Source organism: Catellatospora methionotrophica (assembly GCF_011297335.1).
GTDB lineage: Bacteria > Actinomycetota > Actinomycetes > Mycobacteriales > Micromonosporaceae > Catellatospora > Catellatospora methionotrophica.
The window spans coordinates 21,026-47,274 of the sequence record NZ_JAAOTJ010000028.1 but is presented as its reverse complement, the minus strand read 5'-3'; the positions used below and the strand labels follow the sequence as shown (position 1 = coordinate 47,274).

At 73.8% G+C, this 26,249-nt stretch carries 22 protein-coding genes; 8 read left to right on the top strand and 14 right to left on the bottom strand.

Features of this window, described 5'->3' with window-relative positions; all coding sequences use genetic code 11:
- Positions 1–33 precede the first annotated feature (33 nt).
- Positions 34–594 (bottom strand): hypothetical protein, encoded by a 561-nt coding sequence (locus HAV40_RS34640; protein WP_166388519.1) that lies wholly within the window; start codon positions 592–594, stop codon positions 34–36.
- Positions 530–1,717: a DMT family transporter gene (locus tag HAV40_RS34635; RefSeq protein WP_166388518.1), complete on the bottom strand. Its 1,188-nt coding sequence runs from the start codon at positions 1,715–1,717 to the stop codon at positions 530–532. The genes HAV40_RS34640 and HAV40_RS34635 overlap by 65 nt, the downstream gene beginning before the upstream one ends.
- A gap of 95 nt (positions 1,718–1,812) precedes the next feature.
- On the opposite strand from HAV40_RS34635, the gene HAV40_RS34630 reads away from it, so the two are divergent.
- The gene (locus HAV40_RS34630; RefSeq protein WP_166388517.1) at positions 1,813–2,739 is read left to right on the top strand and encodes a LysR family transcriptional regulator; all 927 of its coding nucleotides are present in this window, start codon (positions 1,813–1,815) and stop codon (positions 2,737–2,739) included.
- A gap of 16 nt (positions 2,740–2,755) precedes the next feature.
- On the opposite strand, the gene HAV40_RS34625 is transcribed toward HAV40_RS34630, so the two are convergent.
- Entirely contained in the window at positions 2,756–4,327 is a 1,572-nt protein-coding gene (locus HAV40_RS34625; protein ID WP_166388516.1) for a hypothetical protein, read from the bottom strand.
- 154 nt (positions 4,328–4,481) lie between these two features.
- Here HAV40_RS34625 and HAV40_RS34620 point away from each other — a divergent pair, with 154 nt between their 5' ends.
- Both HAV40_RS34620 and HAV40_RS34615 read left to right on the top strand, forming a co-directional pair.
- Positions 4,482–5,222: an NUDIX hydrolase gene (locus tag HAV40_RS34620; RefSeq protein WP_166388515.1), complete on the top strand. Its 741-nt coding sequence runs from the start codon at positions 4,482–4,484 to the stop codon at positions 5,220–5,222.
- A 219-nt stretch (positions 5,223–5,441) separates the two neighbouring features.
- Entirely contained in the window at positions 5,442–5,939 is a 498-nt protein-coding gene (locus tag HAV40_RS34615; protein WP_166388514.1) for a hypothetical protein, read from the top strand.
- Between the two features lie 40 nt (positions 5,940–5,979).
- On the opposite strand, the gene HAV40_RS34610 is transcribed toward HAV40_RS34615, so the two are convergent.
- A complete protein-coding gene (locus HAV40_RS34610) occupies positions 5,980–7,071 on the bottom strand; it encodes a hypothetical protein (protein WP_166388513.1) in 1,092 nt (363 codons plus the stop codon).
- A gap of 91 nt (positions 7,072–7,162) precedes the next feature.
- On the opposite strand from HAV40_RS34610, the gene HAV40_RS34605 reads away from it, so the two are divergent.
- Entirely contained in the window at positions 7,163–7,813 is a 651-nt protein-coding gene (locus HAV40_RS34605; RefSeq protein ID WP_166388512.1) for a hypothetical protein, read from the top strand.
- A gap of 66 nt (positions 7,814–7,879) precedes the next feature.
- Entirely contained in the window at positions 7,880–8,539 is a 660-nt protein-coding gene (locus HAV40_RS34600; RefSeq protein ID WP_166388511.1) for a class I SAM-dependent methyltransferase, read from the top strand.
- Here HAV40_RS34600 and HAV40_RS34595 read toward each other — a convergent pair whose 3' ends face one another.
- The 6 genes from HAV40_RS34595 to HAV40_RS34570 all read right to left on the bottom strand — a co-directional run bounded on the left by HAV40_RS34595 (position 8,540) and on the right by HAV40_RS34570 (position 12,013).
- Positions 8,540–9,130 (bottom strand): TetR/AcrR family transcriptional regulator, encoded by a 591-nt coding sequence (locus HAV40_RS34595; RefSeq protein WP_166388510.1) that lies wholly within the window; start codon positions 9,128–9,130, stop codon positions 8,540–8,542. It abuts the gene before it with no gap.
- 123 nt (positions 9,131–9,253) lie between these two features.
- Entirely contained in the window at positions 9,254–9,970 is a 717-nt protein-coding gene (locus tag HAV40_RS34590) for a glycine zipper family protein (protein ID WP_203671807.1), read from the bottom strand.
- A gap of 30 nt (positions 9,971–10,000) precedes the next feature.
- The gene (locus HAV40_RS34585) at positions 10,001–10,621 is read right to left on the bottom strand and encodes an SGNH/GDSL hydrolase family protein (RefSeq protein ID WP_166388509.1); all 621 of its coding nucleotides are present in this window, start codon (positions 10,619–10,621) and stop codon (positions 10,001–10,003) included.
- Between the two features lie 39 nt (positions 10,622–10,660).
- The gene (locus HAV40_RS34580; RefSeq protein ID WP_166388508.1) at positions 10,661–11,263 is read right to left on the bottom strand and encodes a hypothetical protein; all 603 of its coding nucleotides are present in this window, start codon (positions 11,261–11,263) and stop codon (positions 10,661–10,663) included.
- Positions 11,264–11,336: 73 nt separating this feature from the next.
- Positions 11,337–11,690: a VOC family protein gene (locus HAV40_RS34575; protein WP_166388507.1), complete on the bottom strand. Its 354-nt coding sequence runs from the start codon at positions 11,688–11,690 to the stop codon at positions 11,337–11,339.
- 68 nt (positions 11,691–11,758) lie between these two features.
- On the bottom strand, positions 11,759–12,013 hold the full coding sequence (locus HAV40_RS34570) for a DUF6343 family protein (protein WP_166388506.1): 255 nt from the start codon (positions 12,011–12,013) through the stop codon (positions 11,759–11,761).
- Positions 12,014–12,266: 253 nt separating this feature from the next.
- Between HAV40_RS34570 and HAV40_RS34565 the strand changes: the two genes are divergently transcribed.
- The 3 genes from HAV40_RS34565 to HAV40_RS34555 all read left to right on the top strand — a co-directional run bounded on the left by HAV40_RS34565 (position 12,267) and on the right by HAV40_RS34555 (position 14,782).
- Complete coding sequence (locus HAV40_RS34565) at positions 12,267–12,995, top strand: GAF and ANTAR domain-containing protein (protein ID WP_166388505.1); 729 nt, start codon at positions 12,267–12,269, stop codon at positions 12,993–12,995.
- A gap of 62 nt (positions 12,996–13,057) precedes the next feature.
- Positions 13,058–13,834: a GAF and ANTAR domain-containing protein gene (locus HAV40_RS34560; RefSeq protein ID WP_166388504.1), complete on the top strand. Its 777-nt coding sequence runs from the start codon at positions 13,058–13,060 to the stop codon at positions 13,832–13,834.
- A 180-nt stretch (positions 13,835–14,014) separates the two neighbouring features.
- A complete protein-coding gene (locus HAV40_RS34555) occupies positions 14,015–14,782 on the top strand; it encodes a SigB/SigF/SigG family RNA polymerase sigma factor (RefSeq protein WP_166388503.1) in 768 nt (255 codons plus the stop codon).
- A 63-nt stretch (positions 14,783–14,845) separates the two neighbouring features.
- Here the strand turns inward: HAV40_RS34555 and HAV40_RS34550 are convergent, their stop codons facing one another.
- Genes HAV40_RS34550 through HAV40_RS34535 form a run of 4 tightly spaced genes read right to left on the bottom strand, consistent with a single transcriptional unit; the run spans position 14,846 to position 26,249 of the window.
- Positions 14,846–16,684, bottom strand: coding sequence for a hypothetical protein (locus HAV40_RS34550; protein WP_166388502.1), 1,839 nt, complete (start codon positions 16,682–16,684; stop codon positions 14,846–14,848).
- A gap of 46 nt (positions 16,685–16,730) precedes the next feature.
- Complete coding sequence (locus HAV40_RS34545; protein WP_166388501.1) at positions 16,731–20,333, bottom strand: vWA domain-containing protein; 3,603 nt, start codon at positions 20,331–20,333, stop codon at positions 16,731–16,733.
- Positions 20,317–21,474, bottom strand: a complete 1,158-nt coding sequence (locus HAV40_RS34540) for an ATP-binding protein (protein WP_166388500.1) — start codon at positions 21,472–21,474, stop codon at positions 20,317–20,319. The genes HAV40_RS34545 and HAV40_RS34540 overlap by 17 nt, the downstream gene beginning before the upstream one ends.
- A complete protein-coding gene (locus tag HAV40_RS34535; RefSeq protein WP_166388499.1) occupies positions 21,471–26,249 on the bottom strand; it encodes a hypothetical protein in 4,779 nt (1,592 codons plus the stop codon). The genes HAV40_RS34540 and HAV40_RS34535 overlap by 4 nt, the downstream gene beginning before the upstream one ends.

The following is a 26,249-nucleotide window of genomic DNA, read 5'->3' as shown; positions in this document are numbered from 1 at the left end:
CGCGTCGGGTCGCGGAGACCGGGCAGCAGTGGCTCAGGCCGGCAGCTTCTCCAGGCGGTGCTCGGCGGCCGTCATGATCCGGTCCAGCCACCATTCGGCGGTCTTCTGGTCCGGGCCCATGCTCGACACCGTGGTCACCACCCCCGCGCGCCCCAGGTAGGCGTGGCAGTTGACCGATCCGGCCACGGTGAAGCACGCCGCGGCCCCCCGCACCGGCTCCGGCAGCTTGATCTTGTTGCTCGCGGTGCGGCGGTAACCGTCGCCGTGGTCGGCGTAGCTCGCACAGCCTTTCAGGGTGCTCGCCGCCTTGGCCACCACGTCCTCGGCCCGCTGCCGGGGCAGCACGTGCACCTCCTGGGTGAGCACCACCCCGTTGACCACCCAGGCCCGTACGTGCGCCCGCACCTGCTTGGCGTCCTTGGTGGACGAGACCGCCCGCGTCCCGCAGGCGGTGACGGTGCCGGCCGGGAAACCCGGCGCGCGCTCGCCGTCGTAGGCACGCTCCAGATCCGTGCCCGACGTGGTGAGCTCAGCCGCCAGCGCCTCGTCGGTGACGAGGACCGCGGTCAGTCTCTGCGCCGGGGTGAGCGCCACCACGGGTGACGGGGCGGTCGACACGGACGGGACGGCCGGCGCCGACGGGGCGGGAACCCACGCCGCCGGGGCGGCGGGGGCGCAGCCCCCAGCGAGCAGTGCCGCCGCGACGGCGAGGGGTGCGAGGCGTCTCACGTTCATCTCCGGCGGCCGGGGAGGGGACGTCGCAGGATACCTCCGGGGCGGGCGCGGCGACCGGCACGGCCTTCGCCCGGCGGCGCAACTGGAGCACGGCGACCGAGGCCAGCACCGCCAGACCGCCGGCGGCCTGAGCCGGGCTGAGGCGCTCGCCGTAGACCAGGGCGGTGGTGGCGACCGTCACGGCGGGTTCGGCGCAGGACAGGATCGCCGCGGTCGACGCGCCGACGTCGCGTACGCCGACGAAGATGCCCGCGATCGGCACCACGGTCGACACGACGGCCAGCAGCGCGGTCCACACCCAGCCGGACGCCTCGTGCGGGGCGTGCAGGCTGCCGGTGGCCAGCCCCGCCACGGCCAGGCTGGCCGCGGCCGAACTGCACACCACCGCGGTCACCGCGAAGATGTCGAGCTCGGCGGGCAGCCCGGCCGAGACGGTCAGATAGAGGGCGTACGCGACCGCGGCCCCAAGTGCCAGCAGCACTCCCCCGGTGGCGGCCGACCCGCCGACCCCGCCCGCGCCGAGCATCAGCAGCAGCCCGGCGGCCGAGCAGGCCAGCGCGGCCAGCCGGCGGCGGTCGGGACGCTCCCGGCGCAGCGCGATCGCCAGCACCGTGACCAGCCCCGGGTACGCGTACAGCAGCAGCGCCGTGAGCGAGGCGTCGATGCGGGCCAGCGACCCGAAGTAGAAGCCGGACTGCAGCGCGTAGCCGACCGCGCCGAGCCCGACGCAGACGGCCAGGGCCCGGCCCCGGGGCAGCGGCGCGCGCCGCCAGGCGACCACGGCCCACAGCAGCGCCGCCGCGAGCACGAACCGCCCGGTCAGCATCGTCGGCACGTTGAAACCGGCCGCGTACGCCTGCTTGGCGAACACGGCCGACATGCCGAAGCCCGTCGCGGAGACGAGCACCAGCACGGTGCCGCGCCGGGCGGAGCGGGTGATCGGCGCGCTCACGAGGGCGGGCGCGGAGACGGTGGCGGTCATGGAACAGAACGGTAGGTCGCCGGCAGTCATCGAGGTAGCCTTTGTTTCCAGCGCTGCCCACAGGAATCTCCTATAGATCGAACGGAGCCGTCCGCGTGCTCTCCCTGCACCAGCTCCGCTGCTTCCTGGCCACCCTGGAACACGGTTCGTTCACCGCCGCCGCTACCGCGCTCGGCTACGCCCAGCCGTCGATCTCCGAACAGGTCCGGCTGCTGGAGCAGCAGCTCGACACCACCCTGTTCCGGCGGGTCGGCCGGGGCCTGGTGCCGACCGAGGCCGCCCGCGCCCTGCAACCGCACGCGTCCGCCGCGCTGGCCGCCGTCGCCGAGGCCGGGCGGGCCGTCGCGTCGGTGCGGGAACTACTGACCGGCACGGTGCGCTTCGGGGTGTTCCGCACCGCGCGCTTCTACCTCGCCGCCGACCTGGTCGCCGACGTGCTGCAGCGCCACCCCGGGGTGCGCGTCGAGCTGGTCGGGCAGAACTCCGCCGAGGTGCTGGAGCACCTGCGCAAGGGCCGCCTGGAGGCGGCGGTGATCGCGCTGCCGGTCGAGGACGAGAACATGGTCGTCACCCCGGTGCTGCGCGACGAACTGGTGTACGTCAGCGCCGACCCGGCCCGGCTGCACGCCCGGATCACGCCCAGCGATCTCGCGTCAGCCCAGCTCGTGCTGCCCGACGCGAGCTGGCGGGAGACCGACACCACCCGCCGCCAGCTCGCCCAGGCGGTGCAGCGCACCGGCCACCCGCTGCGTCCCCGCATCGAGGTCGAGGACACCGAGACGGCCCTGGACATCGCGGCCCGCGGCCTGGCCGACACGGTCACCTGGCGCGGCGTGCTGCACGGGCTCGGCGACCGGCTGCCCGCCGGGCTCGGCTGGGCCCCGCTGCGCCCCGCGATGTACGAGACGTTCGCCGTGGTGCACCGCGAGGGCGAGCTGTCGCCCGCCAGCCGCGTCGTGGTCGACCTGGTCACCGACCGGATGCGCGGCCTGGACCGGGCGATGCGGGCACGGACCGCCTGATCCGCGCCCGCCTCGCTCAGGCGGTCTCCTCCGTGGCCGTGTCGGCGCCGCCACCCGGCAGCGGCTGCGACTCCAGCGACGGCTGCAGCGCCCGGATCGACTCGTACATCCGCACCAGCTCGGCCCGGCTGACCTTCTGCACCTTCTCGATGCCGCGCATGGCCTGGCTGCGCCGCCACTCCACGCCGGCCTTCTGGTACAGGAACATGCCGGTCTCCACCGCGACCTCGACCATGCCCTCCGCGTCGCCGAGCGGCGGCATCTCGTCCATCGACGGCAGCACCGGGAACACCTCGTCACCGAGGTTCACCAGCCCCATGAACCAGCTCCCCCAGCGCCAGATCCGGGCCACCCCCGCCGCGTACGCCTCCCGCCTGGCCCGGCCCCGGGCCAGCCACCACAGCGACAGCTCCTTGAGGAACTCGTTGTACGCCCGCCAGAACTCCCGCATCCGGGCCAGGTCCAGGGACTGGTCGATGTGGTCCTCCATCGCCTCCATCATCTGTTCCCAGGTGCCCCAGCTCCTGATCACCATGACGTCGGCGTGGGTGAGGTCCTCCGGCGCGGGCAGCGTGACGGCGAGCTGGCGCTCCAGCGCGTCCCACGCCTTGAGCTTGGCGTAGTTGCGGGCCCGGTCCAGGACCTCGGCGCCCGCGTCGGCGAAGTCGGCGCCGGCGGCGTCGATCCGGGGCGCGACCCGGCCCCAGTCGAGCTGGGCGTCCAGCGGCGTCGGCATGCCGTTCGGGGTGAAGGTGCGGGCCTCGATCAGCGACGGCAGGTTGCTGTTGTAGACCACGTCGAACCACTTCTTCAGCTCGAACGTGAACCGGTCGCCGTGGTAGCGGGAGGCCACCGGGTCGTTGCGGGTGATGTACTTGCGGTAAAGCTCGTTGCGGTTGGGTTTGGTGCGGCGCACCCACTTCGCGACGCCCCTGAGCTCGTCGGCCAGCTTGGCGCGCTCGCGGGGGCTCGCCGAGCGGTCGCCCAGCAGCGCGGTGACCACGAGGTCGAGCCGCTGCGGGCCCATCTCCAGCGGCAGCTGCAACTGCTGGCGGAAGCGCACGGCGAGCCGGTCGTTCTCGCGCTCGTTCTCGGCCCCGTCCGCACCGCCGAGGCGCACGCATTCGACCTCGGTCAGCGAGGCGTCGCCGACCAGGCGCAGCACCGCCTTCTCGCCCGCGTCGAGCACGTGGAACGAGGGCCGCTGGGAGAAGTCGCTCTCGTTGAACAGGTACGGCATGATCGTCTTGCCGGCGATGAGGCTGACCAGCGCGTCGTGGTCGTCGGTGCCGCTCAGCAGCGAGGACACCAGCACGGGGTTGTTCCAGAAGGACGCCCGGTTGACCACGATCCGGCGCGAGTACAGCAGGCTGCGGATGTACTCGGTCTTCGACTCGTTGAACAGCTGGGTCGAGATCGGGTCGGGATGGTCGGAGATCGCGTTGTTGAGCAGGCCCTTGAGGGTCAGCCCGCGTTGACGGATCCTGGCGAAGAGGTCCGCGGTCATGAACTGGTTGTCGATGGACTGCGGGAACACCACGCTGGCGCCCTGCGCGCGCAGATCCGCCGGGCTGATGATGCGGGTCATAGGGGAGACTCTCCGGGGGCGTGACAGTCGGACCCCGATACTTTCAGTCCAATCACGATGGATGCCAGCGGCTTACCGGATCGGGTGCACCGGTCCGCTACGCTCACCCTCGATCGCCCCATCGGTGCCCGCACCTCGCAGATTGGCGTGACTCATGACCGATCGGCAGACCCGGCGCTCGGCTCGGCTCGCCGCGTACGACCGTCTGCGCGAGCAGCGGCCGCACCTGTTCGCCAATCCGCCCGGCGCGGCGTACGAGATCGTGCTCGATCCCGACCTGCAGGAGCAGGTGGCCGACGAGTCCGCGTTGAAACTGGCCGCCGCGGGCCTGCCGGAGCAGAACGGCGACATCGGCGTGGTGTACGCCGACCGGTACACGATGCTGGTCCGCGACGCGGTGCGCTTCCCCGACGGCGCGCTGGGGGTGTACATCCGCGCGATGTCGCCACACGACGGCATCGGCGCGGCGGTCCTGCCGGTGCTGCCCGACGGGCGCATCCTGCTGGTCCGGCATTTCCGCCACGCGACGCGGCGCTGGCACTGGGAGATCCCCCGCGGCTTCGCCGAGCCCGGCGCGGACGGGGCGGCCACGGCTGCCCGCGAGGTCGAGGAGGAGGTCGGCGTCGCCGCCGCCGAGGTGGTCTACCTCGGTGTCCTGGACACCGACACGGGTGCCGGGGTCGGCGGGGACGAGCTGTACCTCGCGCGGCTGGCGGGCGTGCCGCAGGAGCATCCGGCCGGGGCGGCCGAGGAGGGCATCGACGAGTTCCGGGCGGTCACGGCCGAGGAGTTCACCCAGCTCATCCGTGACGGCGAGCTCGGCGACGCGTTCGCCCTGGCCGCGTACGCGTACGCGCTGGCCCGCGGACTGTGGCCCCCGGCCCCTGCCGCCTGACCTGCACCATCCGCCCCACTCCACCGTCGCCGCGTGTCCGCTGCGGCGACGGACACTCCCGCTAGGTCGTCCTAGGCTGCTAGGTGAATGGCCGGTCCACGGACGACGGCACGTCGCGTGACACTTCGCCGTCTAGCGTCACTCTTCTATGTGTGGTAAAAACCTTCCATCGCTGCGCAGCGGATGGAAAATAACTCCACACCCCGAGGAGCATCCCCCATGTCCCGCTTCGTACCCCGCGCCCTCACCGTGGTCCTGGCCGGTGTCGTCGCGTCCGTGCTGGCCTTCGCCAGTCCCGCGCACGCCGCCACGTTCCTCACCCACTCGCAGGCGGCCTCGCAGCTCAACGCGGCCGGCGTCGGCTGGTCGTCGAGCGGCAACTGCAACGACCGCAACAACGCAAGGTGCACCTCGTTCACCGACGTGCGCCAGGTGACCATCAACGGCATCAAGACGCTCAAGAGCGCCAGCGGCTGCTCGATCAACATCACCGCGGGCACCGAGACCGGCCACGCCGGCGGCACCTACAGCCACTGGAACGGCTACAAGCTCGACATCAGCAAGTACGCGTGCATCAGCAACTACATCACCGGGCACTTCACCTACCTCGGCTACATCGCCGGGTGGGGTTACCAGTACCGCTCCGGCGCCGGCAACCTCTACACCGACGAGGGCAACCACTGGGACATCCTGTTCTACAACTGCGGCGGCTGCTGACAGGCCCCGGCCCGTGCCGCTCTGGCGCGGCACGGGCCGGTCAGCGCTTGTCCGGCTTCGCGGGCTCGTCGCGGACCAGGAAGATCTCCTTGTTCTCGGCGACGAACAGCAGGTCGTGGGTGCCCGGCACGTAGCTGCCGCCCTCCACGGAGGCGTTGCCCGCCGCCGAGTCGAACCTGGCCGTGTGCACGGGCTTGCCGCTCATCGCCTTGCGCAGGAAAGCGTCGCCCTTCAGCTTCGGGTCGGCCGCGAACACCCAGTACCTGGCGTGGCCGGCCAGCGTGAGGCGGGTGCGGTCGTCGGAGACCGCGCTGACCGAGATCTTGTCGACGCCGTAGTCGAACTCGGTCACCGGCAGCAGCGCGACCGGCTTGTTGCGCTCGGCGGGCAGCACCACCCGGTACACCGGGGAGTTGGCCGTCTTGGCGAAGATGTAGAGCTCGCCGTCCAGCCAGAGCATCGCCTCGGCGTTGCGGGTCTTGCAGCCCGGTGCCGGGTCGGGGAAGGCCAGCGGATACCGCGCGGTGACGATGAACGGGTCGTCGGTGTCCGGTTCGGGCTCCAGGGTCCGGTAGAGGTACTGCTTGCTGACGCAGTCGTTGGCCCCGATGTCACCGATCCACAGGTTGTCGTCGTCGTCCATGACGACGTCCTCCCAGTCGGTGTTCGGCGCCTCGAAGACCTGCGCGAACGGGAAGTTCTCCCCCCGGCGTACGGGATAGGCCTGGGCGTCGTCGCCGAGCCGGATGGTGTACAGCGCGGCCCTCGGGCGCTGCGTGGTGGCTCCGCCGCCGTCGCGCAGCCAGTAGAAGACACCGGGGTGGCGGCGGCTGGCCACCAGACCCGAGGCCTCGTTGGCCGGCAGGTCGGCGGTGTGGATCGCGATCGGCCGCCCGGCCCTGACGGGCGCGCCGGGCATGGTCAGCGAGGGGGCGTCCTCGAACGGCGCGGCAGGCGCGGCGGTCTGCGCGGCGGCCGACACCACCGGCTCCCCCGCAACGGTGGGACCAGGCACGGCCTGGGCGGCCGGATCTGGCTTCCCGGGCCACGGTCGGCTGTCGGTATCCGTCGCCGACAGCAGGGCGAAGGCCGTCAGCAGCACCGCGGCCATACTGATCGCGAATCGGGTCATACCCTGCTAAACGGCGCAACACGCAAGACGCAACCGGCACGGCTGTGCGGTGCGTCTTCCTCACATGATGATCCCTCGCCGGCACCGGCGCATGACCGCGGCACTCCTGCTGGCTCTCACGCTCACCGCCTGCACGGAACCCGGCACCTCGGCGCATGGCGCGCAGAACGGCACGGCCACCCCCAGCGGCACCCCCGCACCTCTCGCGACGTTCCGCTCACGGCACTCAGACGTCGTCGGTATCCCGACCAAGGGTTGTCGGCCGGACAGGCCCATCCCCACCCACAGCACGTACCAGGGGATGGACCTCTACTCCGGAGGCGAGCAGTTGCAGCGGGTCCTGCAGTCGATCCAGGAGGCGGGAGAAGGCCGGTTCAGGGCCTTCCACGCCGGAGCCGAGGTCGCCGAGGACCGGGGTGAGGGCGCGGTCTTCCGGGTGCCCGACGCGGGGTACGACGCCTTCATCATCGCGACGGCCGGTGACGTCTGCCTCTTTCTGGCCGAGGCCCGGTTCAACCACGTCACGCTGGACGCCTTCGCCAGGCGGATCCTCGCCGACGACGATCACTGGAAGGCGCAGGGCGTCGACCTCACCGGGGTGAGCGGGAGCAACCGAGGCGACGGCGTCACGGTATACGTGACCCCGGCAGACGCCGCCGATGCGCGCATCGAGCTGCCGAAACGGTACGGCACGCAGATCCCGATCCGGATCGAGGAGAGAGAGGCGTTCACGGCGGCATAAGGAAGGTGGGCAGGCTCACCCGGCCCGCCGTGCGGGGCGCGGGCGGGCAGGCGGCACACTTTGTCGGTGACCGACACCGCTGCTGACTTCGTCCGCTCGTACGCCGCGCTCGCCCCGGTGGCCTTCCTGCCGGAGCTCAAGCTGCACCAGGCCGAGGAGCCGATCGGCCTGTGGGAGCTGACCGAGGGCGAGTACCGCAGCGAGCAGCCGCCGCCGTTCTGGGCCTTCGCCTGGGCCGGTGGCCAGGCGCTGGCCCGCTACCTGTTCGATCACCCCGAGACTGCCGCCGGCAAGCGGGTGCTGGATCTGGCGTCGGGTTCCGGGCTGGTCGCGGTCGCCGCCGGGCTGACCGGGGCGGCCTCGGTGCGCGCGGTCGACATCGACCCGCTGTCGGCGGCGGCGATCGGGCTGAACGCGACGGCCAACGGTGTCGCGGTGGACGTCGACCAGGCCGACATCCTGGGCGGTGACGCCGGCGACGCCGAGATCGTGCTGGCCGGGGACGTCTTCTACAGCCAGGCGATGGCCGACCGGATGACCGGTTTCCTGCGCCGGGCCGCCAAGAACGGCGCGCAGGTGCTGGTCGGCGACCCGGACCGGGCGTTCCTGCCCAAGCCGCTGTTCCGCGAGGTGGCCGCCTACGACGTGCCGACGCCGTTCGCGCTGGAGAGCGTCACGGTCAAGCACACCCGCGTGTGGGAGCTGCGCGGTCCGGCCAAGGCCTGATCATGCCTGCGGTACGCCGAGGCCGCTGAGGATCAGCTGCCACACGCCGTCGTAGGCGGCCTTCCGGTCCGGGTCGTTCCACTCGGCGATGTGCGCGGGATGGTGGAAACGGCTGGTCGCGTCGAAGACGGCGCGGCCCGCCCGGAACGGGTCGGCGACCGTGAAGTCGCCCCGGCCGACCCCGTCGGCGATGATCTCGCCGAGCTGGGCCGCCAGCGCGTTGATGTGCGCGCGGACCACCTCGTCGGCCTCCAGGGCCAGGTGGTAGTACGTCGTGAACAGCTCGGGCTCCTCGCGGGCCCGGCTCTGCTTGGCGTCGCACAGGGCGTCCAGCCAGCGGCGCAACCGGGGCTGGGCCGGGCCGCGCTCGGCGGCGATCTCGGCCAGCGGCTCGGACAGCCGGGCCAGCCAGCGCTCGGCGACCGCGTTGCGCAGCGCCGCCTTGCTGGGGAAATGGCGGTAGACAGTGCCGTGGCTGACGTTGAGCGCACGTGCGACATCGACGACGTTGGCCTTCGCCGGTCCGAAGCGGCGGAGGGCCTCCTCCGCCGCTTCGAGGATCCGGTCCGGAGTGAGAGGTGCATCTGCCATGTCGAGGCAGACCTTACCGCTCGCTGTGGAGCGCCGACATCGAATGCGGGTCATAGCGGTCTCCGGCCACGCCCGGGTCGCCCCGGAATGCGCCCGCCGCGGTAGCCCTGTCAGGTGACAGATTCACGTTCTGTCACTCGTAGGGTGTTCGCCGTCATGCCCCCTGCGGCGCGGGAGGCGGCGACCGGGCCTGGGCACCGGCAGGTCGCCGTGGCGGTCTCGGACGTCGCGACGGTAGGCCCAGGCCTCGTGCCAGACGTGCAGGTACACGCCGCGGGTGAAGTAGCGGCCCGGTCCGGTGATCGGGTAGCCGTCGTGGTCGTGGTAGAGCCACCACACCGGCAGCACGCTGAACAGCGCGTAGTTGAGCCCGACCAGCGGCAGGTAGCAAGGCCCCAGCAGACGCGCCTGCCGGACGTGGAGGTCCTCGTGGCGCTCGTTGGCCGCGGTGCCACCGGCGACGACGTTGCCCAGCGTGGTGGCGTACCCCCGGATGGCCTGCTCGTGGATGTCGATCCGGCCGCGGCCGCGGCAGCGCGGCGGGTCCAGGTGATGCCCGCGGGCCAGGCTGACGGTCAGGAAACCCGCCCCGGCGACCGTGTTGACCAGGCTCCAGCTGTGGTCTACCGCGAACAGCGCCGCCCCGCGCACGCTGCTCGGATATGCCCTAACCCGCCCGACCGCCCACCCGTACGGCAGCGCGGCCACTGCGACCACACCCGCCGCGACCAGCGCCCCGGCCGCGCCCAGCAGCGATCCCGCCACGGCCGCCGCCGCGACCTGGACGAGCACCGACAGCGCCCCGACCGTATACGCCCCTATGCCCCGTACCCTACCCATCCGCCACCGCGCGGCGGACCGCCCCGGCGGTCAGCCGATGACGTCGAGGAAGGCGCGGGCGATGACGGCGTGCCCGGCCAGGTTCGGGTGGATGCGGTCGTCGGCCCAGTCGGCGGGCGTGGTCGAGGCCAGCACCCGGTCGAAGGCCGCCTGCACGGGCACGTGCAGCGCGCCGAAGTCCTTCGCCAGCACCGCGACCGCCGCGGCGTAGTCGCGGGTCATCGCGTACTGCGGCTCGTCACGGTCGGACTCGATCACGTACGGATCGGCCAGGATCAGGCGGCAGCCGGTGTGCTCGACCGTCGTGGCCAGCAGCGTCCGCAGCGTCTCGGTGTACTCGTCGAGGGGCACCGCCTCGCCGTGCCGGTTCTCGAAGAAGCGCCACACGTCGTTGATGCCGATCTTCACGCTCAGCCAGTCGGGCCGCTGGTCGAGGACGTCGGCCTGCCAGCGGGCGGCCAGGTCGCGCACCGTGTCGCCGCTGACGCCGCGATTGACCCAGCTCAGGCCTAGTTCGGGGCGGGCTGCGGTGACGAATGCCCGCACCAGGCTCATGTAGCCGTCACCGTACGGCGCGGCGACGTCGCGCCGCCCGCAGTCGGTGATGCTGTCGCCGATGAACACGATGCGCTGACCTGGCTCGAAAATCACGGGCCCATGCTAAGCGCCCGGCCGCCCGGGGCGCGACCCTCAACCCGGCGAGAACAGCCAGGGGTCGGTCAGGTCGTGGTAGGACAACATCGTGGTCAGCCCCTCGGCCCGGTCGAGCGCGCCCTGCAGTTCCGGCGGCAGCCGCCGCTGCTCGCCCGCGCGGGCCTGCTCGACCGAGGTGAAGTACACCGCCTCGGTGAAGGTCCCGTCGTGGTGCAGCGCCACGGTGCCGCCGATGAGGTCCGGGCGGAACGGGTGCAGGCTCGCCGACAGCCGGGTGACGGTGTCCATCATCATGTCCGGGTCGGTGGTCTGGCCCGTGATGACCTGGACGAAGCCCGCTTCATCGGAGCCGGTGGCGAGGTAACCGCGCACGTCGGCACTGTCGTGGAAGGCCGGGTCGGTCACCAGCGCGGCGGTCTCGCGCCACCAGCGGTCCTGCTCGGGCCGCCTACTGTTGGCCTGGGCCGCCTCGGCCGAGGCGAATCGCGCGAGCACCACCAGGCGGCCGTCGGCGGTGACCCCGCCGGTGGTGCCGAGCCAGCCGTCCGCACCCGGGGACAGCTCGCGCGCCCAGCCCTCGAACGCCTCGCGCGCCGCCTCGTGGTCGGCCACGCGGCCACGGATGACCTGTACGAACATGGCGGACCTCCTCCCCCCGACGGTACGGCCCACCCGGCCGCCCGGGTCCCCGAAGCCGGATCTCGGCCGTGGTTCAGGCCGCGCTGAAGGCGGTGGCGTGGGTGGGCTGGTAGACGCCGAGGGTCGCCCCGCCGGGCAGGCGCACCACGGCCTCGGTGCCCCACTCGCGCCGCGCCGGGGCGACGATGATCTCGAGGCCGCGCTCTGCCCACTGCGCCACGGTGGACTCCACGTCGTCGGTGGTCAGATACAGCTCGCAGCGGGTGTGCGCGTCGGCCGGATGGAAGGCGATCTCCGAGGGCGGAGCCCTGAAGATCAGCCAGCCCTCGCCGGTGTCCACGTGCGGGAAGCCCAGCACGTCCCGGAAGAAGGCCCGATCGGCGTCCGGGTTCGTGCTGTAGATCAGAGCATGCATACCGTTGATCATGCTTTGATCATATGCCGTTTGACCTGGACCGCAGCGCCCTTCACGGCGGTCCGGTGCGCACGGTCGGGTCACTCGAACAGCGAGTGCGGCGCGTCGTGGTCCTCGCGGCCGCGCTGGCGCCGCCGCCGGGCGATGACGATCAGGTCGACGACCGTGACGGCCATCAGCAGCACACTGAACCAGCCCAGCCAGGTCAGTCCGAAAGCGAACGAGATGACCGCGAGCACAGCCGCGAACACCAGCCCGAATCCGGCGAGCGCCAGGCGGAGGTTGAGCGCGCTGTACGGATGGTCGTGAGTGCCGTCCGGCCGCTGTCGTGTCATGGTGCCCTCCAGGGTCAGTCTAGTGCGCACCGGGACGGCGCAGGATGTTCCCGGGTGAGCACGTCGGCGTCGTGCGCCCGCGACGCCCCCGATCGGCGCGGGTGCGCGTAGGCTTGTGGGTATACGTTGGCTCCGGACCTCGGCGACGTCCATGAAACGTCGATTCCGGGAGGTCTGGTGATCACGAAGGTCTCGGGCGGCCCCGCCGTGCGACGTGTGCCGGTGCGGGCGCGACATGGTCAATGAGCGCGTCATGCGGATCTGGGCGCAGGTCGGCAAGCAGACGATGGGAGCACCGGCGACGGTGGGGCACGTCTGCGCGGCGGCGATGGCGGGCGTCAATGTGGATGGAGCAGGTGTGACGATCATGGCCGGTTCCACCGCCCGGGATGTGCTCCACGCCTCCGACCGGGTGGCCGCCGACCTGGAGGAGTGGCAGCTGACGTACGGGCAGGGCCCGTGTGTCGACGCCTTCACGAGGGGTGGACCCGTGATCGCCCCGGATCTGCGGTCATCGGAGAGCCTGAGCCGCTGGCCGGTGTTCAGCCCGGCAGCCCTGGACAGCGGGGCGCGTGCCGTGTTCGCCCTGCCACTGCAGATCGGGGCGATCCGGCTGGGCGTGCTCGATCTCTATCGCGCCCGGCCCGGCGCGATGAGCTCGTACGAACTCGCCGACGCGCTGGCGTTCGCCGACGCCACCGCCATGATGGTGATCGACGACGCAGCGGGGCTGCAACCGGACACCTCCGAACTGGCCTGGCAGCGCGATGACCCGACCGCGCACCAGGTTCAGGTGCACCAGGCCACCGGAATGATCATCGCGCAGCTCGGGGCCAGCGCAGAGATCGCGTTCGCCCGCCTGCGCGCCTACGCCTACGCCCACGACCGCAGGCTCGGCGACGTGGCGCGGGACGTGGTCGAGCGCCGTCTGCGGTTCGAGCCCGACTCCCTGCGGGAGAGCATGGAACAGGATGAGGTGTGACGGCATGACCGCCCAGGATGCTCATGTGCGCGCGGAAGACTATCGTTGCAGGGGGAGCGCCCATGAGTGAACGACAGCTGGCCGAGGCCTTCGTCGAGCTGGCAGACACGCTGGTCGACGACTTCGATCTGATGGACTTCCTCCACCAGGTCACGGTGCGGTGCGCGCGAGTCCTCGGCGTGGCCGCGGCGGGTGTGCTGCTCACCGACCAGCGGGGGGCGCTGCGGGTCGCGGCGGCCTCCACCGAGCAGACCCGGCTGCTGGAACTGCTCCAGCTGCAGACGGACGAGGGACCCTGTCCGGAATGCTTCCACTCCGGCCGGGCGGTCGCGGTCGCGGACCTGTCGGCGGCCGCCGAGCGCTGGCCGCGCTTCGTCACCCAGGCTCGCGAGAGCGGATTCGCCTCGGTGCACGCGCTGCCGATGCGTCTGCGCTCGGACGTCATCGGCGCATTGAACCTTTTCGGCGGGCAGCCGGGCGCGCTCGACGAGCGCACGATCCAGCTGGGACAGGCGCTGGCTGACGTGGCCACGATCGGGCTGCTGCAGGCCCGCGCCATCCGCCACCACGAGACGCTGGCCGAGCAACTGCAGACGGCGCTCAACAGCCGCATCATCATCGAGCAGGCGAAGGGCGTCATAGCCGAGCGCCGCCAGGTCGACATGGACGAGGCGTTCGAACTGCTCCGTCACACCGCCCGCCGCAACAACCGGCAGCTGTCCGAACTGGCCCGGTCCATCGTCGACGGATCAGAGACCCGCTGGCTCGGCGAGCCGGCGCCCACGGCGTACGCGCGAGCGCCGATCCCCTTGCACCGCTCGGACGGGGGCGTAGGCTGAACGCGCGTCGGACAGAACACCCGATGTGCTGGCCGTAACGCCAACAGCGTCACCCGTCACCGCGTAGTCATCCACGCCGCCCGGACCCCGCGGTCGTGACCAGGCAACACCGGCTGTCTCAGCAGAGGCCGCCGGCTCAGCCGGCACACCGCTGCCTCCAGTCCCAGGGCGATGATCCGTATGACCGTTCATGCCGAGCGTACGACCGAGCCATCAGCCGAACAGCTGCTGCACCGACGCGACGAGCTGCCGCCCGGTCACCCCGACCGGGCCAGGATCCGCGCCCAGGTCATCGAGGAGAACCTGGCGATGGCACGGCGGCTCGCAAGGCGCTTCGCCGGACGCGGCGAACACCTCGAAGATCTGGCGCAGGTCGCCGCCCTGGCGCTGATCAAGGCGGTCGACAGGTACGACGCCGCGCAGCAGGTGCCCTTCACCGCGTACGCGGTGCCGTTCATCGTCGGCGCCCTCAAGCGGCATTTCCGTGACGCCGTATGGGGCATGCGGGTGTCCCGCTCGGTCAAGGAGCTGGGTCCCCGGGTGGCCGCCGCCACCCACGAACTCAGCCAGCAGCGCGGTCGAGCGCCCGCCGCCGCCGAGGTCGCCGACCACCTGGACATCGCGCTCACCGAAGTGCTGACCGCGATGGAGTCCTGGAACGCGTACCGGCCGCTCTCGCTGAACACCTCACCGGCGGGCGGCGCGGGACCCGAGCTCATCGACAGCATCGGCGCCGTGGACGGGCGCTACGCCGTGGTCGAGGAACGCATGTGCCTGCGTCCCGCGCTGGCCAGACTGGCGCCGCGGGAACGGCGCATCCTGGTCATGCGGGTGTACGCCCGGATGAGCCAGTCCGAGATCGCCGCCGAGACCGGCCTGTCCCAGATGCACGTCTCGCGGCTGCTCAGGCAGACCCTCGACCGGCTGCGGACGGCGATCCCGAACTGAGGACCGTCCCGGGGCCGCGTCGCGGCGAGGCGTGGCCTCGCTGCGACGCGGCCGACAGGCGGGTCAGGACAGCCACGAAGCCTCGATGAGGGCCTGCGTGGCGGCCCGCTCGTAGACCGCCGCGGCCACCCAGGCCCGGGTGAAAGTCTCCGCGTCGTCGCCGGTGAGGCGGCCGAACGGGTCCCGCGGCCGCGACCGGGCCGCCGAGGCGAGTTCGGCGAGCAGGTGCGCGCCCAGGTCGAGGCGGGCCCGCCGCAGGCGGCGCTCCTGGTCGTCGGCGAGCGCGTGCACCGCCCGCCCGCCGCTGACCACCCGTTCCAGGTGGCGGCGCAGCAGCTGCAGCGCCGGATCACCGGTCGCCGGTGGACGCCCGGCCACGGCCGGCCCCTGCCTGCCGGAGAGCAGCTGGCTGCGGTGCAGCCGGTCGTACCCCAGGTCGGCATGGCCGGACCAGGCCGCGGGCAGCCGCAGCCCGTCGCCGGTGCCCGGCGCGACGCCGATCGACAGCGCCTCGACGGTGGCCCGCCGGGCGGGGTCGGGACGGCCCACGACCAGCAGCTCCAGGCCCGCTCCCGCGCCCAGCACCCGCATGTTGTCCCGGTACGCCAGCTCCGGATGGTCGTCGGCGACGGTGAGCAGCACCGCGGCCCCTTCGGCGGTCTCGGCGAGCACCGCGTCACCGGTCGCCGCGCCGCCCAGCCGCACCGACAGGAACACCAGGTCGGAGCCGGCCAGGCGATCCGCGACCGGCTCGGCGAGTGCGGCGAAGGCCCGCCCGACCTGCTGGTCCAGTGGCTGCTCCCACAGTGCCCGCAGGGGCGGTTCGGTCCAGGCCGCCCCGGTGGCGCGCACCGCGCGCACCGACTTTCCCGCGCCCAGGCGGCCCGAGGCGCTGGCCGTACCCCCGGAGACGATCATGCCGGCCCGGGTCAGCTCGCGGTGGGACAGCCCGGCCTCGCCGAGCGCCACCGCCGTGTCGCCGGAACGGGCCGCCCGGTCCGCGCCGCCGGGCGCGACGTCGGTGACCGTCCACAGCCGCCCGTCCCGGTCCACGACGTAGGTGGCCGTGCCCGCGTAACCGGACTCGGCGACGACGGGGACCGTGCACAGGCCGTACAGGCGTAACCCGGCCTGCGGGTCGTAGCCCCGGCGGGCCACGCCGAGCAGGTCGGCGGACTGCTCGGCGGGCAGGTTCCCGGCACGCAGCCGGTGCGACACGGTCAGCAGTTCGCGCAGGTCGTCGGTCAGCTCGGCGAGCCGGAACTGCGGCTGCGACTCCCGCAGCGCCTGCAGTCCCGCCGCGACCCGGGTGCCCGCCGCCGAGGCGCGGTGCAGCCCGTTGGCGCGGCCCTCGTGCACCGCGCGCAGCAGCGCGGTACGCAGCACCAGCCCGCTGCCCGACGTGCCCGCCGCGAGCACCGCCGCCCCCGCCCGCCACAGTCCGTCGGCAGCGTCCCGCTGCCGCGTGGTGAGCACCGCCCGCACGTCACCGTCCGGCTCCGCCGCACCGGCACGCTCCGCCTCGCCGACGACCGCGGCGGATCCGGCGTCCACGGGCGACGGTGCGGGGTCCACGGGGTCCGCCGGTGCGGCGTGCGCCGGGTCGTCGTCCACGCCGTCGTGGACCGGGGCCAGTGCCAGCACCGCGACGCGGTGCAGGCAGTTGGGGGCGAGCAGGCAGCTGCACCGGGCGTCGGACCCGGTGCGGACCACGCCGCCGGTCAGCACCAGGGTGACCGTGGTGCCCTCGTCGACGGTGACGCTCACCTGGCCGTCGGCTGTGGACACCGTCCAGGCCGCGGCCCGCGTGACGGCGTCGTCGACCTTCTTGCGCAGCCGTCCCGGCAGCGCGTCCAGCGTCTCCGCCAGCGCCGGGGCGGTCACCGGGGGCAGCCCGCTCATCGCCGCTCCCCCGTCCGGCTCAGTACGCCGCCCACCGTGCTCGTGGTCACGAGCGCACCTGCTCCCCGACCCAGCGGGCCAGTTCGAGCGGGCTCAGCGCCGCGATCGGCATACCCGCCGCGACCAGCTGTCCCGCGGCCGACACCGAGTAGCGCGGGCGTCCCGCGTCGTCGAGGCTGGCGCAGCCGAGCACGGTCGCGCCGGACTCGACCAGCGCGCGCACCTCTGCCAGCAGACCGCCCATGCCGTACCCCTCCTCGAAGTCGCTGATCAGCACCACCAGCGTCCGGGTCGGCACGGTGACCAGCGACCGGGCGTGGCGCAGCCCGGCCGCGATGTGCGTACCGCCGCCGACCTTCACCTCCAGCAGCAGGCTCAGCGGGTCGCCGACGCGGTCGGTCAGGTCCACCACCTCGGTGGAGAACGCGACGAAGTGCGTCGTCAGCGCGGGCACCCCGGCCAGCACCGACGCGGTCAGCGCCGACCAGATGACCGACTCCTCCATGGAGCCGGACACGTCCACGACCAGCACCAGCCGCCAGTCGACGCCGCGCCGGGCGCGGGTGCGGAACACGGGCCGCTCGGGCACCACGGTCACCCGGCCGTCCTCGCCACGCCGGGCGGTGGCCATGTTCGCCCGCAGGGTACGGGCCAGGTCCAGCCGCCCACCGGGGCGGGAGGTGGGCCTCGGTGTCGTGAGGCCGTTGAGGGCCGGGCGCAGCGTGGTGGCCAGTTCCCTGGTCAGCTCCGCGATGATGCGGGCGACCAGAGGACGCAGCCGGGCGACCGTCGCCTCGGGCAGGCCACCGGCCAGCGACAGCACGTCGCGCAGCAGGTCCATGGACGGGCGCACCGCTTCGGGGTCGAGTTCCAGCGCCGCGTCGAGGCGGCCGGACTCCACGGCGGCGGCCAGCACCTCTTCGCGTACACCCGGCCCGAACAGCGCGGACAGCTCCTCGGACCATTCGCGTACGCCGGGGAACGACGGTTCGCGTCCGGCCCCGGCCGCGCGGTCCTCGCGGGAGCCCTCGCCCCGGCCCATGCCGTACAGCTCGTCCAGCGCGGTCGCGTACCGCCTGGCCTTGCCGCCCATGCCCTGACGGTCGCGGCCCAGGATGAGCCGCCAGCGGTCGGCGGGTGACAGCTCGCCGCTCGGCACGGGCTTGACGTCCCTGCCGGTGGCGGCATTCGCCGGTCCGGCGGCGCGGTCGTCCGCCTTCGGCGCACGGTCCGGCCCAGGCACGTCGGCGGTCCGGGCTGCGGCCGCAGCCGACGGGCGGGCCGTCGCGTCGTCCGTGCCGAGCAGGCCCAGTTCAACCAGTGCCGCCCTGCCCGCGCGGTCGGCGAGCAGCCGGGCCAGCAGCGCGTCCGGGTCGTCGAGGTCGCCGAGGTCGCCGACGTGGCCGCCGAGGCGTTCGTCGACGACGGCCAGCAGCCGTTCGCGCCCGGCGGGGCTGGCAGTGTGGAAGCCGCCGCGCAGCGCGGGCAGCCGGGCCAGGAACGCCTCGTCGGGCAGCGTCTCGACGCGGTCGAGCAGGCCGGTCAGCACCCCGGACGCAGCCTGCAGCAGCGGTTCGGCGACCGCCAGCAGGCCGCTGACGTGGCCTTGCAGGGCGCGGCGGGCCTCGTCGGTGCCCGCGGTGTCCACCCAGGACGCCACCCGCACCCCGAACTCCTCCGCCGGGACGTGGCCGAGCAGCACCCGCACCGCACCGGCGGCGGCGGCCATCAGCGGCGTGCCACGGGCGGCCAGCCGGGTCAGCGCGTCGGCCAGGCGCAGCGCCGACCCGGACGCCTCGGCGCGCTGGGCCAGTGCGGCCAGGGCGCGGGCGTCGTCGACGGCCTCGGACCCGGCGAGCCCGTCGACCTGCCGGACGGCGGCGGTCTCCACCGCGTCGGCGGCTGCCGCGACGGCGGCGCGGTCGGGTTCGGGCAGGCCGGGCACGTGGCCGTGGCGCAGCCGGTCGAGCAGCGCCAGGGCCGTCATCGCCTCGGTGAGCGAGCCCTGCGCGGGCACCACCGTGGCGACCTCGTCCAGCCGCCGGGCGGCGAGCGCGGGAAGGCCGCACACCGCCGCGTCGTGCAGGCCCGCGACGATCTCGGCGGCGGTCGGGCCGCCCGCGGTGGTCTCGCGGCGGCGGCGTTCGCCGAGCGCGCCTTCGGTGGCCTGTTCCAGGGTCACCCCGCGCAGCCCGGCGACCTCGATCCCGGCCTCGGTGTGCGGGGTCCACTGCAGCCGCCAGCGGCTGGTGATCGCGTCGACGCCGCCCGCGCCGCCGTCACCGGCGACGGGTTCGGCGTACGTCACGCCGCAGGCGGCCAGCCGCTGCAGGGTCACCTCGCGGCGGCGGTCCAGGTCGGAGCGCAGCGGGTCGAGGCGGGTGTCCTTGGCGGCGTCGCCGGGGCCGGGCAGCCGCAGCGCGGCCAGCAGCTCGCGGACCGCCGGACCGAGGCCCGAGCGTGGGGTGCCGGGGGCCAGGCGTCCGCGCCGGTCCCCCACCATCACGTGCTCCATCGCGGTGGCCACGACGCGGCCACGGCCGAGCACCTCGCCGTGGGCGAGCACGCTCTGCAGCGCCTCGACCAGCTCGCCGCGTCCCGGTGCGGGCAGGCCGCGCAGCCGAGCCAGGTCGACGGCGAGCCGGACGGCCTCGCGGGCCTCGGCGGGCCCGGCCGGGTGCCCGGCGGCGCGCACCTTCGCGCACACCGCCACGACGGCGGCCAGCGCCGCCGCCTCCACCTGCGCCGGGTCGCCGGCGGCGGTCAGCACGGACTGCTGCCACTGCGGGTCGCGGATGCCCGCCGGATAACCGGACCGGGCGTCGAGCAACCCGAAGGTGTACGGCACCAGCGACGTCACCACCTTCGGGCCCGTCGCAGCCGGGTTGACCGGACCGGCTTCCCGCAGCGCGGGCGCATGGAACGCGCCGACCAGCACCGCGACCCGTTTCCCGGCGTGTTCGGCCAGGCAGCCGCGCATGTACGCCTCGCGGCGCAGGTCCAGGGTGGACACCCCGTCTCCGGTCTCGGCGTCGCGGCGCAGCGCCCACCCGACCAGCAGCGCCGCCCGGCGTACCGCCTCGGGGTCGGCGCCGGGCGCGCGGGCCTCGACCATGCGGTCCCACATGTCCTCGTCGGCCCGGCCGGTGGCCGCGCCCTTGAGCGCGGACGCCAGCGACAGCCGTTGCCCGGCCGGGCCCGCCGTGGGCTGTTCCCGCTCGTGCCAGGCCCGGTCGGCCAGCGGCAGGTCGCACGGCACGACGGGCACGCCGTGCCGGTGCGCCCAGCGGACCGCGGCCAGCTCCGGGGAGAAGTCCGCGAACGGGTAGAACGCCAGGCCCGCGTCACCGACCGCGCCCGCCAGGGCGACGGGCGCGGTGGTGTCGGGGTCGGCCAGCCACGGCAGCCACTGCCCCAGCTCGGGTGGCAGCTCCAGCAGCAGCGCCTCGGGGGCGTACCGGTCGAGCAGGTCCGGCAGCACCACCGACAGCGCGGGCGAGTGGTGCCGTACGCCGATCAGGAACGGGTCGCGCTGCCCGGCCAGCTCGGCGACGGCGACCGCCGGGTCGCCGTCCAGCGCCGTCGCGGCAGGTGCGGCGGCACCGGCGGTCGCCGCCGGTGCCGCCGTCGTCTCAGCCACCGAGGACATCGCGCAGCTCCCAGAGCCGCCGCCACAGCCGCGCACCGTCCTCCGCGCGGCGGCGCACCGCCCCGTCCCAGTAGCCGAGCAGCTTCGCGCCGTCGGCCGGGTCGTCCTTGCGCACCACACCGAGCAGGTGCCCCGGCAGCAGCGACAGCACGTCCCGGTCGCCGGGGAAGTACGCCTGGGCCAGCGCCAGCGAGGTCGCCACGGCGACGGCCTCGGCGGTGCTCATCACCGTCGAGGGCCGTTCCACGTCCCAGCCCTCGACCGAGCGCCCCTCGCGCAGGTCCCGGAACGCGGTGACCAGCGCCTCCAGCACCGCGTCGTCGACCGCGAACGGTGCCTTGACCCGCTCCATGGCCGCGCGGGCCTGCCTGCCGACCAGCGCGGTCTCGGCGGCGAGGTCGCCGATCGGGCCGACGGTCTCGAAGTTGAAGCGGCGCTTGAGGGCCGCCGACATCTCCGACACGCCCTGGTCGCGCAGGTTCGCGGTGGCGATCAGCGTGAAGCCGGGCGCGGCGTGCACGGTCGCGCCGTCGGTGCCGGCCAGCTCCGGCACCGCGATGCGGCGGTCGGACAGCAGCGACACCAGCGCGTCCTGCACCTCGGGCAGGCAGCGGGTGATCTCCTCGACGCGGGCCACGGAGCCGGTGCGCATCGCCGACAGGATCGGCGAGGGCACCAGCGCCTCGCTGCTCGGGCCGTGGGCCAGCAGCAGGGCGTAGTTCCAGCCGTAGCGCAGCTGGTCCTCGGTGGTGCCCGCGGTGCCCTGCACGACCAGCTCGCTGGTGCCGCAGACGGCCGCGGACAGCAGCTCCGACAGCATCGACTTGGCCGTGCCGGGCTCGCCGACCAGGAGCAGGCCGCGCTCCCCGGCGAGGGTGACCACGCACCGCTCGACCAGGGCCCGCTCGCCGACGAACTTCGCCGGGATCGCGAGCTTGCCCGGCAGGCCCTCGCGCCGGTCCTCCTTGGCCAGCTCCAGCTCGCGGCCGTCGCTGCCGGTGATGAAGGTGACCACGGCACGCGGGGTCAGCCGCCAGCCGGGCGGGCGCGGCCCGCCGTCGTACGCGGCCAGGAACGCCAGCTCACTGGCGTACGCGTGCTCGGCAGGGTCGACCTGCCGGGCGGTCGTGGTGGTGGTCATCGGCGCCTCTCGGTTACCAGCTCGTCGAATCGGGGTCCGTCGCCCGCGGTGATCCTGTCCCAGGCCAGCGCGAACAGCTGCGGCGCGGGCGCGACCGGCAGCACGATGTCCAGCCCGGACACCCCGTTCTCGCCGCCGATGAGCAGCGGCAGCTTCCACCGCTCCAGCGGCAGGTGCGGGGCCTTGAGCGCCAGCCAGCCGCCGGGCAGGAACAGGCCGCGCCCGGCCCGCGGCCGCTTGGCCTCCACGACCAGGTCGGTGGCGGCCAGCGCGGCACGGGCCGCCTTGAGCCGGGCCGGCTTCCAGCCCGTCCACAGCGCGACGTTGCGGTCGGTCGGGTCGGGCAGCGCGAGCAGCTGCAGGTACAGCGCGGCGGCGTCCGGGGTCAGGGCGCGTTCCTGCGCGACCCGGGTCACCAGGTCGGGCACCGAACGGGTCGGGTCCTGGGCGAAGCCGTCGATCCCGGCGGGCACCGGGTAGCCGACCAGCCTGGCCAGCTGGCCGCCGAGCAGCGCGTGCAGCGCGGCGTCGACGCCGTCCTGGTGGCTGTCCAGCCTGGCCCGCAGCACGTGCAGCACCGGGTCGTCGGCGCCGGTCAGCAGCGCGGGGCGTACGTGCACCACGCGCCAGCCGGTGTCCGGCGGCAGCAGCACCGCTCCCGCCGAGATGCTGCCGTCGGCGCCGTCGACCCTGGTCGCGCCGGTCGCCGCCAGCAGGGCATCGATCTTGCGTTCGGTGAGGTAGCCGATCGGCAGCGACTGCGCCGGGTCGGCCAGCCGGGACTGGGCCAGCTCGACCGCGCGCGGCAGCGCGGCCCGGATCGGGTCGTCGGCCGGCAGGTGGTAGACCAGCCACGGCAGACACTTTGCGAGCGCGACCAGGACGTCGTCGTCGTCGATGCCGTCGGCCGGGCCGCGCAGCCACCCGCAGGTGTCCGGGTTGGCGATGCCGTGGATCAGCTCGGACGGGTTCATCGAGCCGTCCACGTCGGCCTTGTCGATCGCGACGATCAGGTCGTCGCGCACCGGGCGGCGTACGCCGTTGCCCGCCGTCCACGCGGCCGCGAATCGCGCGACCGCCGGGCCGGACCGCCACAGCGCGGCGAGATCGGCGGGCAGCAGCAGGGCCAGCATCCCGGCAGTGGACGCGACACCGCCGCCCCGCATCCGGCTCGCGGCCACGCCCGCCGCGGCGGCGTCGACGCCGAGCAGCTCGCGCACCCACTCCGAGTCCGGCTTGTGCCACGCCTGCTGGGGCAGGCCGGCCAGCGCCATGGTCGCCTCGGCGAGGCTGATCCCGGCGGCCTCGGACAGCGTGCCGACCCGCTCGGGGTCCCAGGCGATCGGCCCGTTCGCGGCCAGCAGCCCGGTGAACTCGGCGATCAGGTCCGGGGTGGCGATGCCGGTGTCGAGCATCCGCTCGCCGGTGATGGCGTATCCGGACAGCGCGCCGAACACCCCGTCCGGGGCGTACTCCAGGCCTTTGACCTCGCGGTCGTCGGCGTCGGCCGACAGCACCAGCAGCCGCCGCGTCCCGAAGGTCAGCACCGTGCCGGGCAGGCCTTCCTCGTCGACGGGCTGGTCGGCCTTCAGTTCGACCAGGCGCAGCCGCGATCCGGGCGTGAGCAGCCCGCTGCGGGCGACCACGCCGAGCAGCTCCACCAGCGCGGCCCGGTGCTCCGGACTGGTCACGGGACTGACCGCGCGGTACATCGCGGCGGGCAGGATGCCGAGCGCGTCGAACCAGTCGTCGTCGGCGTCGAGATGCAGCTTCCCGGTGGGCGGCTGCTCGGCGGTGAACGCCGCGCCTGTCGCGGCGAACAGGCGCACCGCGCTGTCGGTGCGGCTGTAGCAGTACCGGAGCAGGCCGGACAGGGCGCCGATGAGCACGTGGTCCTGCACGCCGCCGGTCCACTCCTGTGTCGACGGCGCGGCCGTCTCGGCGGCGCGGCCCTCGCACCGGTCGCGCAGTTCGGCCAGCCGGGTGACGTGCACCGCGGCCCGCTCGACCAGCCCGGCGACCCCGGCCCGCAGCGACGGGTCGGTGACCTCCGGCAGGTGCCGGGCGACCAGCGCGATCAGCGCCTCCTGCGCGGCGGCGTCGTCGTCGGCCGCGTCGATCGCCGCGACGGACTCGCCCAGCAGCTGCCCGCACCACTCGTCGGTGACAGCGCGCAGCGCCGCCGAACCGGCCTCGTCACGCGGGCGCAGCAGGTGCCAGTACGCGGCGGTGGGCACCAGGCGGGTGCCGCGGGCGTACGCCGACGGGCCCTGCGGCACCGTGTACTCGCCGAGCAGCCTGCCCTCGGCGTCGGCCAGAGACATCGCGCTGCGCCGCCAGTCGCGGGTGGTGAACACGCCGCAGACCGTGTCCGAGCCGGGCATCCGCACCGCCGCGGACAGGTCGCCGCGTACGGCGGACCCGGCGGGCAGGGTGTACGCGACCCCGTCGGTCGACTGCCCGGCGAGGCTGCCGTCGGCGCGGCGGCGCACCCGCCAGCCGAGAAGCGGGCTGTCGGCGGGTGCGAGCGGGTCGCGGGGCGCGAGCCGGGACAGGTGCAGCACCAGCGACTCCCCGTCGGCCGCGCCGTCCTCCAGGAACGAGGGCAGGCTGGCCCGGCCGCGTTCGCCGGTGGCCGGGTCGAACTCCTGGCAGACCAGCTTGTCGCCGTTGTGCCGGATCACCCAGTACGAGGCGCCGTCGGTGAGCACCCGCCCGGTGTGCCGCTCGCTGCGGTCGCCGACGTGCAGCGGGCGGCTGCCGAGGGTACGGCCGCCGCCGGGCAGCGGCAGCGAGACGGCGTCGTTCATGTCGAAGGCGTTGTCGGGCACGGTGAACACGTCGTCGGGCGCGCCGCTCCAGTAACCGGACCGCTCCCGGCCGATGTCCCAGCACACCAGCAGCTGCCGGTCGACGTAGCGCAGCACCAGGCGCCACAGGTAGTGCCGCTGGTCGGCGGGGATGCGCAGCAGGTGCTCCAGCTCGACGCCGTTCTCGCCGACCACCAGCACCATGTCGCCGCGTCGCAGCACCAGGTACGGGTACTGGCTGACGATGCCGACGGTGTCCTCGTTGTCGGCGGCGGTCACGCCGAGCCGGGCGACCGCCTCCTCCAGCGCGGGCCAGCCGAGCTCGTCGAGCACGCCGGTCCGCAGCGAGTGCCCGAGCATCGCGGCCACGTCGTGGCCGAGCACCCGCGCGGTCGCCTCCGGGTTGACGGCCACGCCGTCCGGGCTGCCCAGCAGCGCCAGCCGGTCCAAGTTGCGGCTCAGTGTCGGCAGGCCGTGCCGGGCGGTGTCGGCGGCGATCAGGTCCAGCAGCGTGTGCGACGCGGTACGCAGGCCCGGCACGGCCGTGACGGCACGTACCTTCTCCGGATCGCCCGCGGTCTCCCGGTAGTTCGGGCGCAGGTGCTGCTCGACGGCCTCGGCGAGCGCGCCCAGGAAGCGGCCGTCACCGGCGAGCGCGACCAGGTCGCGGCGTCCGTCGCGCTCGTCGGACAGCCAGCGCGAGACGCCGTAGCGGGCGGCGCTGTCGGGGTCGGCGACCGGCACGCCCAGCGCCAGGCACGCGTCGAGCAGGTCGAGGTCGACACCGCTGTGGCGGCGGCACAGCACCACCGGCAGCCCGTCGGCCTTGAGCCGCCCGGACATGCGCTCCAGCAGCGCCAGCAGCTTGACCGAGCGGCCGCTCTCGCGCCAGCCACGGCGCTGGCGGTGCGCGTCGAAGCGGCCCAGCCAGCCCGCCGGGCCGTCGGGCGACTCGGCCGCGACCGGCACCGTGCCGTGCGGCTCGGTCAGCGCGGTGACGGCACCAGCCCGCTCCAGCACGTCGAGCCAGACGTCGTCGGCGACGTGCTGCGGGAACATGCCGAGCAGGCGGCCGCGCAGGGCCGGGTCGGCGGCGGCGAGTTCGGCCAGCGGTGCGGCGTACGCGGCCCAGAAGCCCTCCGGCGCACGCGACAGCGACGGGGCGGCCAGCAGCTGCGCGAGCACCTGCCGGTCGGCGTCGCCCTGGTCGAGCTTGGCGGCCTTGGCCAGCCGCCGCAGGTCGGTGTGCATCTGCGCGTACGGCGGCAGCCCGCCCAGGGTCCGTTCCACGCACAGCCGCAGGAAGCGCTCGTAGGCGTCGGCGGGGGTGCAGCGCGCAGCCAGCTCCCGGGCGTGCTGCGACAGCGCCTTCGCGGTCAGCGCCCCGGCCAGCGCGAACTCCAGGAACACCGCGTGCTGGCGCTCCTCGTCGATGCGCAGCGCGTACGCCCGTTCGGCGTCACGGGCCTTGCCGAACATCGTCGCCGCGTACGTGGTGCTGTCGGCGGCCAGGAACGCCCGGCCCGCCTCCTCGTAGTAGGTCGGCAGGAAGTGCGGCACGGCGCGGGCCAGCCGCTCGCCGAGGGCGTTGAAGCCGTCCTTGGCCGGGCCGATGCGCGACTTCGCCTGCCGGGCCAGCCGCTCGATCTCCTTGACCAGCGCCAGCGCGTGGTGGCCGTTGGCCGGGTCGTTGACCAGCGCCCAGGCCGGGAAGCCGAGCGCCTGCTGGCGGACCAGGCCGACCTCGTTGACGGGCGTGGGCTTGTCGAACCCGAGGAACTCCATGCTCAGGTCCTCGGCCGCGCCGATGGTCGCGGGCACCAGCCGCACGACGAAACGCTCGCCCAGCACCGGGTGCCGGTAGGTGCGGGAGGTCAGCGCGTCGACGGTGTCGTCCTTGGCCACCGGCGCACCGGCGGGCAGCACCGCTCCCGCCTCCAACAGCGTCAGATTCTGCTCGCTCAC

Bases quoted from the DNA above. Each gene is read 5' to 3' on its own strand.
- HAV40_RS34555 (WP_166388503.1), top strand. From the start codon at position 14,015: ATGACCGTTCATGCCGAGCGTACGACCGAGCCATCAGCCGAACAGCTG.
- HAV40_RS34575 (WP_166388507.1), bottom strand. From the start codon at position 11,690: ATGATCAACGGTATGCATGCTCTGATCTACAGCACGAACCCGGACGCC.
- HAV40_RS34615 (WP_166388514.1), top strand. From the start codon at position 5,442: ATGTCCCGCTTCGTACCCCGCGCCCTCACCGTGGTCCTGGCCGGTGTC.
- HAV40_RS34540 (WP_166388500.1), bottom strand. From the start codon at position 21,474: ATGACCACCACCACGACCGCCCGGCAGGTCGACCCTGCCGAGCACGCG.
- HAV40_RS34560 (WP_166388504.1), top strand. From the start codon at position 13,058: ATGAGTGAACGACAGCTGGCCGAGGCCTTCGTCGAGCTGGCAGACACG.
- HAV40_RS34545 (WP_166388501.1), bottom strand. From the start codon at position 20,333: ATGTCCTCGGTGGCTGAGACGACGGCGGCACCGGCGGCGACCGCCGGT.
- HAV40_RS34610 (WP_166388513.1), bottom strand. From the start codon at position 7,071: ATGACCCGATTCGCGATCAGTATGGCCGCGGTGCTGCTGACGGCCTTC.
- HAV40_RS34620 (WP_166388515.1), top strand. From the start codon at position 4,482: ATGACCGATCGGCAGACCCGGCGCTCGGCTCGGCTCGCCGCGTACGAC.
- HAV40_RS34635 (WP_166388518.1), bottom strand. From the start codon at position 1,717: ATGACCGCCACCGTCTCCGCGCCCGCCCTCGTGAGCGCGCCGATCACC.
- HAV40_RS34580 (WP_166388508.1), bottom strand. From the start codon at position 11,263: ATGTTCGTACAGGTCATCCGTGGCCGCGTGGCCGACCACGAGGCGGCG.
- HAV40_RS34550 (WP_166388502.1), bottom strand. From the start codon at position 16,684: ATGAGCGGGCTGCCCCCGGTGACCGCCCCGGCGCTGGCGGAGACGCTG.
- HAV40_RS34590 (WP_203671807.1), bottom strand. From the start codon at position 9,970: ATGGGTAGGGTACGGGGCATAGGGGCGTATACGGTCGGGGCGCTGTCG.
- HAV40_RS34570 (WP_166388506.1), bottom strand. From the start codon at position 12,013: ATGACACGACAGCGGCCGGACGGCACTCACGACCATCCGTACAGCGCG.
- HAV40_RS34565 (WP_166388505.1), top strand. From the start codon at position 12,267: ATGCGGATCTGGGCGCAGGTCGGCAAGCAGACGATGGGAGCACCGGCG.
- HAV40_RS34625 (WP_166388516.1), bottom strand. From the start codon at position 4,327: ATGACCCGCATCATCAGCCCGGCGGATCTGCGCGCGCAGGGCGCCAGC.
- HAV40_RS34605 (WP_166388512.1), top strand. From the start codon at position 7,163: ATGACCGCGGCACTCCTGCTGGCTCTCACGCTCACCGCCTGCACGGAA.
- HAV40_RS34595 (WP_166388510.1), bottom strand. From the start codon at position 9,130: ATGGCAGATGCACCTCTCACTCCGGACCGGATCCTCGAAGCGGCGGAG.